Source organism: Phenylobacterium sp. (genome assembly GCF_004799395.1).
In the GTDB taxonomy this organism is placed as follows: domain Bacteria; phylum Pseudomonadota; class Alphaproteobacteria; order Caulobacterales; family Caulobacteraceae; genus Phenylobacterium.
In genome coordinates this window covers 1-5841 of the sequence record NZ_SSMZ01000180.1, presented here as the reverse complement: position 1 = coordinate 5841, position 5841 = coordinate 1, and the positions used below count along the sequence as shown (strand labels likewise).

The 5841-nt window shown below is 68.2% G+C and carries 8 protein-coding genes; 5 read left to right on the top strand and 3 right to left on the bottom strand.

The features are described from left to right. The 3 genes from E8A12_RS11950 to E8A12_RS11940 all read left to right on the top strand — a co-directional run. Positions 1–224: GcrA family cell cycle regulator (locus E8A12_RS11950; RefSeq protein ID WP_293368950.1), on the top strand; the 224-nt coding region annotated here is incomplete at its 5' end. Between the two features lie 130 nt (positions 225–354). After that, the gene (gene xseA, locus E8A12_RS11945; protein WP_293368948.1) at positions 355–1809 is read left to right on the top strand and encodes an exodeoxyribonuclease VII large subunit; all 1455 of its coding nucleotides are present in this window, start codon (positions 355–357) and stop codon (positions 1807–1809) included. 44 nt (positions 1810–1853) lie between these two features. Then, complete coding sequence (locus E8A12_RS11940) at positions 1854–2072, top strand: DUF2093 domain-containing protein (RefSeq protein WP_293368946.1); 219 nt, start codon at positions 1854–1856, stop codon at positions 2070–2072. Here E8A12_RS11940 and E8A12_RS11935 read toward each other — a convergent pair. Beyond that, positions 2069–2959 carry a lysophospholipid acyltransferase family protein gene (locus E8A12_RS11935; protein WP_293368944.1) on the bottom strand — a complete coding sequence of 297 codons (891 nt, stop codon included), beginning with the start codon at positions 2957–2959 and terminating at the stop codon, positions 2069–2071. The two genes, E8A12_RS11940 and E8A12_RS11935, sit on opposite strands and share 4 nt — an antisense overlap. A gap of 89 nt (positions 2960–3048) precedes the next feature. Beyond that, positions 3049–3960 (bottom strand): lysophospholipid acyltransferase family protein, encoded by a 912-nt coding sequence (locus tag E8A12_RS11930; protein ID WP_293368942.1) that lies wholly within the window; start codon positions 3958–3960, stop codon positions 3049–3051. 124 nt (positions 3961–4084) lie between these two features. Between E8A12_RS11930 and E8A12_RS11925 the strand changes: the two genes are divergently transcribed. Both E8A12_RS11925 and hisN read left to right on the top strand, forming a co-directional pair. Then, positions 4085–4480 (top strand): helix-turn-helix transcriptional regulator, encoded by a 396-nt coding sequence (locus E8A12_RS11925; RefSeq protein WP_293368940.1) that lies wholly within the window; start codon positions 4085–4087, stop codon positions 4478–4480. Between the two features lie 26 nt (positions 4481–4506). Beyond that, entirely contained in the window at positions 4507–5334 is an 828-nt protein-coding gene (gene hisN / locus E8A12_RS11920) for a histidinol-phosphatase (protein WP_293368938.1), read from the top strand. Here the strand turns inward: hisN and E8A12_RS11915 are convergent. Beyond that, a partial coding sequence (locus E8A12_RS11915) for a hypothetical protein (RefSeq protein WP_293368936.1) occupies positions 5331–5841 on the bottom strand: 511 nt, incomplete at its 5' end. The two genes, hisN and E8A12_RS11915, sit on opposite strands and share 4 nt — an antisense overlap.

Below are 5841 nucleotides of genomic sequence, written 5' to 3'. Positions count from 1 at the left end.
ATGTCGAGGAAGCCCCCGGCACCGCCACCGTGCTGACGCTGGGCGCCCATATGTGCAAGTGGCCGATCGGCGACCCGGCCATGGACAACTTCACCTTCTGCGGTCGCGGCGCCGGCGACGGCCCCTACTGCCACGAACACAGCCAGGTCGCCTATCAACCGGCCCAGGCCAAGAAGCGCTCGGGCGCAGCCGAACTCGCCAGGAGCCTTCGCCGCTACATCTGACACCGCGTCCAGTTACGGCGCGGCTTACCAATCCGTTGGGGATGGGGACGCGTTCGGCCCGCGGCGGTTTTCCGCCAGCAGGGCCGGGCGCGTCCTTTTCCTTAGCTGACACGATCGCTACCTTGCCCGCATGACCGACACCTCCGCGGAAGACGCCGCGCCAACGGAAGACGGCAACGCCAAGCCCTATTCGGTGTCGGAGTTGGCGTTCGCGCTGAAGCGGACGCTGGAGGACGCCTACGGGTTTGTGCGGCTGCGCGGCGAGATCTCCAAGGTCACCCACCACTCCAACGGCCACGTCTATCTGACCCTGAAGGACGAGCGCGCCGCCATCGACGGTGTGGTCTGGAAGGGTCAGGTCCGCGGCCTTGGCATCCGGCCCGAACAGGGGCTGGAGGTGATCGTCACCGGCAAGATCACCTCCTACCCGGCGGGTTCGCGCTACCAGATCGTCATCGAGACCATGGAGGCGGCAGGCGTCGGGGCCCTGCTGGCGCAGCTGGAGCGGCTCAAAGCCAAGCTGGCTGCCGAGGGTCTGTTCGCCGTGGAGCGCAAACAGCCCCTGCCCTCGATGCCGGCGGTGGTGGGTGTGATCACCAGTCCCACCGGAGCGGTGATCCGCGACATCCTGCACCGCATCCGCGACCGCTGGCCCTGCCGGGTGATCGTCTGGCCGGTGGTGGTGCAGGGCGACTCCGCCGCAGCCCAGGTCAGCGCCGCGATCCGGGGCTTCGAGGCCCTGGGCGACGGCGGCGCGGTCCCGCGGCCGGATGTGCTGATCGTAGCGCGCGGCGGAGGGTCGGTGGAGGACCTCTGGCCGTTCAATGACGAGGCGTTGGCGCGCGCCGTGGCGGCCTGCACGATCCCGCTGATCAGCGCCGTGGGTCACGAGACCGACACCACCCTGATCGATTTCGTCTCCGACCGCCGAGCGCCCACGCCCACGGCGGCGGCCGAGATGGCGACGCCGGTGCTGGCCGAGCTGAAAGCGCTGGTGGGCGACCTCTCCGCGCGCATGCACCGCTGCGGCGGCCGTGCGGTCGAGGACCGGCGCGGGCGGGTCGCGGCCGCCGGACGGGCGCTGACGCGGGTGAGCGACCTCGTCGAGTTGGCCGCCCAGCGGTATGGCATCGTCTCGGGCCGGCTGGCGGCGGGGCTGGCGAAGAACGCCGCCGCCCATGAGCGCGATCTGGTGCGGGTGTCCTCGCGGCTTACGCCGCTTCTGCTGCAGCGGCCGCAGGCGGTGCAGCGGCAGAGGCTGGAGGGCGTGACCTCGCGCCTGCAGCCCGGCGTCTTGCGTGGCCTGGAGCGGGCCGGAGAGCGGCTGGCGGCGCTCGCCAAACTCTACGTCTCGGTCGACCCTGACAGGCCGCTGCAGCGCGGCTTCGCCCGGGTCACGCGGGCCGACGGCTCCATTGTCCACGCGGGCGCGATCCTGGCGAACGGCGAGGAGATCGCCATCAAGTTCGGCGATCAGGTCACCCGCCAGGCGGTGATCGAAGGCGCGGCGGCAGAGCCCGCGGCCGCCAAACCGGCCAAGCCGAAGCCCAAGGCGGCGAATTCCGCGCAGGGCGATCTGTTCTGAACGCCCCCTGTTCTGGAGAGGGGCGGCGCGCTAAATAGAGCGTCATGAACGCCTTTGACCGCGACTTCACGGCCTCCGACCTCGCAAAGCTGCATTACGGCGACGGCGACTTCGCCGTGCTGAAGCCGGGCCGCTATGTGATCTGCGCGGTCAGCGGCAAGAAAGTGCCGCTGGAGCAGCTGCGCTACTGGTCCGCCCCCTTGCAGGAGGCCTACGCTGGCCCCGCCGAGGCCCTGCAGCGCTGGCGCGAGACCAACGACTAGGCTGCGCGCTTGTAGGTCTCGTTCGGCCAGCGCTTGTGGACCCAGAACCACTCGGTGGGCCTGGCCAGCACGCGCTCCTCGATGAAAGCGTTGATGCGCCGGACGCCGGTCTCGATGTCGGCTTCGCTGTCTCCGGTGTCCTCCAGGCTGAACGCGTCGTGGACGACCACCCGGAAGCGCGCTTTGTGGATTCGCTGCACGCTCATGGGCTGGATCGGGATGCCGAACCTGAGGGCGAAGCTGGAGGGGCCCGGCGCCGTGTGCGCCATGAGACCAAACAGGGGCGCGGCCACGCCGCCGTTGAACTTCTGGTCGTTCATCAGCGCCACGGACTCGCCACGCCCCAGGGCCCGAAGCAGCGCGCGCGCGCCGGTCAGTCCCTTGGGCGCGAACAGCCGCACGCCATAGCGCCAGCGACTTTCCCGCAGGCGCTCATCTACATAGGGGTTGTTCATGGCCCGATAGGTGATCTGGCAGATCGCGCCGGAGTGGACGATCACAGCCGACATGATCTCGAAGGACGAGAAATGGCCTGAGATGAAGACCACCGGCTTGCCGGCCGCGATCGCGGTCAGGCGCTCAGCCCCCACCACCTCGACCCGGCTAGGATCGGCGATGATGCGGTCAAGCGTCGGGAATTCCGCGATCCACCGGCCGGTCTCCTCCCACTGGTCGCCCAGCATCCGCGCCATCTCCGCCGGCGTGGCGTCGGGGAACACGATCCTGAGGTTGATGAGCGCCGTGCGGTGCCGGCTGGTCAGCGGCCCGAGCGTTCGAAACAGCCAGCCCCCGAAATCGGAGACCGCGTCGATGGGAAACCGGCGGGCCAGGAACTGCGCAGATCCATAAGCCCACTCTTCAAAGCGCCACTGGATGTTCTGTCGCATCGGTGGCGGGGCTTGTGTCATGTCCTACAACTAAGGCGTCGGCTCCCAGACATTAGCAACGCACGATTTCGGCGCCGGGCCGAAAACGATCAAGCCGCGTGCTTGTAGATCTCGTTCGGCCAGCGCTTGTGGACCCAGAACCATTCGCTGGGCCGGGCGAGCACACGCTCTTCCATGAAGGCGTTGATGCGATGCACGGCGGTGACAATGTCGGCTTCTCGGTCGCCGGTGTCCGCCAGCCGGATCGGCTCGTGGACGATCACCTTGAAGCGGACCTTATGCGTGCGCTGCACGCTCATCGGCACCATCGGGATCCCAAACTTCAGGGCGAAGGTCGAGGCCCCCGGCGCGGTGTGCGCCATCACGCCGAAGAACGGCGCCGCTACCCCGGTGTTGAACTTCTGGTCGATCATGATCGAGATGCATTCGCCGCGGGCCAGGGTGCGGAACAGTCCGCGCGTCCCCTGCGCGCCCTTGGGCGCGAACAGCTTGACTCCATAGGCCCGCCGGCCGGCGACGATCCGTTCGTTGATGTAGGGATTGTTGGTTGCGCGGTAGGTGACCTGGCATTCGACGCCGGCGCGCATGATCGCCAGCGCCATGATCTCGAAGTTGGAGAAATGCCCGCTGATCAGCACCGCGGGATGGCCGTCCCTCAAGGCGATCAGACGCTCGATACCCTCGATCTCGACGCGCTCGGGCTCCGCGACGATGCGATCCAATATCTGGAATTCGGCAAGCGACCGGCCGACCTCTTCCCACTGCTCTCCCAGCAGACGTTTGATCTCCAGCTCCGACGCTTTTGGAAACACAATCCGCAGATTGGTTTCCGCGACGCGATGGTAGCTGGTTAACGGGCCCATCCTGCGGGCAAGGCGTCCGCCGAAGTCCGAAACTGTGTCTATGGGGAACAGTCGGGCCAAAAAACGAGCAAAATCATATAGCCAAGCTTCGATATGCCACAGCAGGGCCTGTCGCCTGGAAGACCGAGATTCTGTCATGCATCTTTACTAAGGCTGGCTTCGTAACCTTAGCAACGCGCAGATTTGGCGCAGGGCTTGCGGCGGACCCCGCGTGCCGTCCCGGTCTGGGACATTGGGGTTTGAGGAGGATGGGCGTCGCGTCATGATGGACTTGATCGATATTCATCTGGGTCGCCGGCTTCGCCGTCGCCGCCGGATCCTGGGTCTGACCCAGCAACAATTGGCTGGCGCTTGCGGCGTTCGCTTCCAGCAGATCCAGAAATACGAATGCGCGGCCAACCGCATGTCGGCGGCCCGCCTTTGGCAACTGGCTGAGGTGCTCGAAGTTCCGGTCAGCTACTTCTACGAAGGCCTCGGCCAAGAGTCGCAGATCGACAAAGAGCCGGAGCCGCCGGAGCCCTATCAAGGCAAGGAGACCAAGGATCTGATCCAGGCCTTCTATAGCCTGAGCGAGCGGCCCCGCCAGCGCCTGCTGGACCTGGCCAAGTCCCTGAACGAGACCGATCCAGAAGTCAGTGTGGGGCACGCGTTTCCCTGAGCCGCGCCAGGGGGTAAAGCGGTCGCATGACCGCTCCGAATCCCCAGACGCTCGCTTCCGAAAAGTTCGTTGAGCTCGACGCTTTCCTGGTCGAGCTCAACCGCGCGGCCGGGGCCGCCATCCTCCCGCTTTTCCGTGCCGACCATGGCCTGATCGACAAGGGCGGAGCCAAGGGCTTCGATCCGGTCACCGAGGCCGACAAGGGCGCCGAACGCGCCATCCGCGCCATGATTTCCGAGCGCTATCCCGACCACGGCGTCATCGGCGAGGAATATGGCGAGGACCGCGCCGACGCCGAGTTCGTCTGGGTGCTGGACCCGGTCGACGGCACACGGGCGTTCATCGCCGGCCTGCCGGTCTGGACCACGCTGATCGGCCTACGGCACAATGGAACGCCGGTGCTGGGCTCCATCGGCCAGCCCTTCCTCGACGAGATCTACATCGGCAACGCCGGCGGATCGCGACTGATGAGCCGCGGCGGCGTCCGTCCCTTGAAGGTTCGGTCCTGCTCCGGGCTTTCCGGCGCCCTGATCGCCACCACTGACCCGGCCATCTTCCAGGGCGTCGAGCGCGAAGCCTGGGGCCGCGTGCGCGCCGCCGCACGCCTGGCGCGGCTGGGCTGCGACGCCTACGCCTACGCCATGGTCGCGGCCGGCACGATCGACCTTGTCATCGAGACCCGCCTGATGGCCTGGGATATCGACGCGGCGATCCCGGTGATCGCGGGCGCCGGGGGGATCACGACCGACTGGGAGGGCCAGCCGGTGGGCGCCCACGGCGGCCGCGTCGCCATAGCGGGCGACCGCGCCTGCCTCGGCGAGGCGCTGGCCGCCCTGGCGTCGGCCGCCCCTTAGGCCTTCTTCGGCGCGGGAGTCTTGGCCGCCGGCTTCGCAGCCGCCTTGGCGGGCGCTGGCTTCTTCGCCGCCGCGGGCTTCGTGGCCGCACCCGCAGGCTTCGTGGCGGCGGCGGGCTTCGCGGCGGTCGCGGGCTTCTTCGCAGCCGCCGGCTTGGCGGCAGGCTTCTTGGCCGCCGGCTTCGCGGCCGCCTTGGCGGGCGCGGGCTTCTTGGCCGCCGCGGGCTTCTTGGCCGCCGCCGGCTTCGCCGTGGGCTTCTTCACCGCCGGAGCCTTCACCACCGCGGGCTTGGCCGCAGGCTTTGGCGCGGCCTTTTTGGCCGGAGCCTTCTTCGCCGCGGGCGTCTTGGCGGCGGCCGGTTTCGCAGCCGCCTTGGCCGGGACCGGCGCCTTGGCGGCGGCCGTCGGCTTCGCAACCGCTGGCTTGGCCGCGGCCTTCTTCGCCGCAGGCTTCTTCGCCGCGGGCTTCTTGCCGGCGACGGACGCGGCGGGCTTCGGCGCCGGCGCG

Excerpts from the sequence above, each read along its gene's own strand:
- xseA (WP_293368948.1), top strand. The coding sequence starts at position 355 with ATGACCGACACCTCCGCGGAAGACGCCGCGCCAACGGAAGACGGCAAC.
- E8A12_RS11940 (WP_293368946.1), top strand. The coding sequence starts at position 1,854 with ATGAACGCCTTTGACCGCGACTTCACGGCCTCCGACCTCGCAAAGCTG.
- E8A12_RS11935 (WP_293368944.1), bottom strand. The coding sequence starts at position 2,959 with ATGCGACAGAACATCCAGTGGCGCTTTGAAGAGTGGGCTTATGGATCT.
- E8A12_RS11930 (WP_293368942.1), bottom strand. The coding sequence starts at position 3,960 with ATGACAGAATCTCGGTCTTCCAGGCGACAGGCCCTGCTGTGGCATATC.
- E8A12_RS11925 (WP_293368940.1), top strand. The coding sequence starts at position 4,085 with ATGATGGACTTGATCGATATTCATCTGGGTCGCCGGCTTCGCCGTCGC.
- hisN (WP_293368938.1), top strand. The coding sequence starts at position 4,507 with ATGACCGCTCCGAATCCCCAGACGCTCGCTTCCGAAAAGTTCGTTGAG.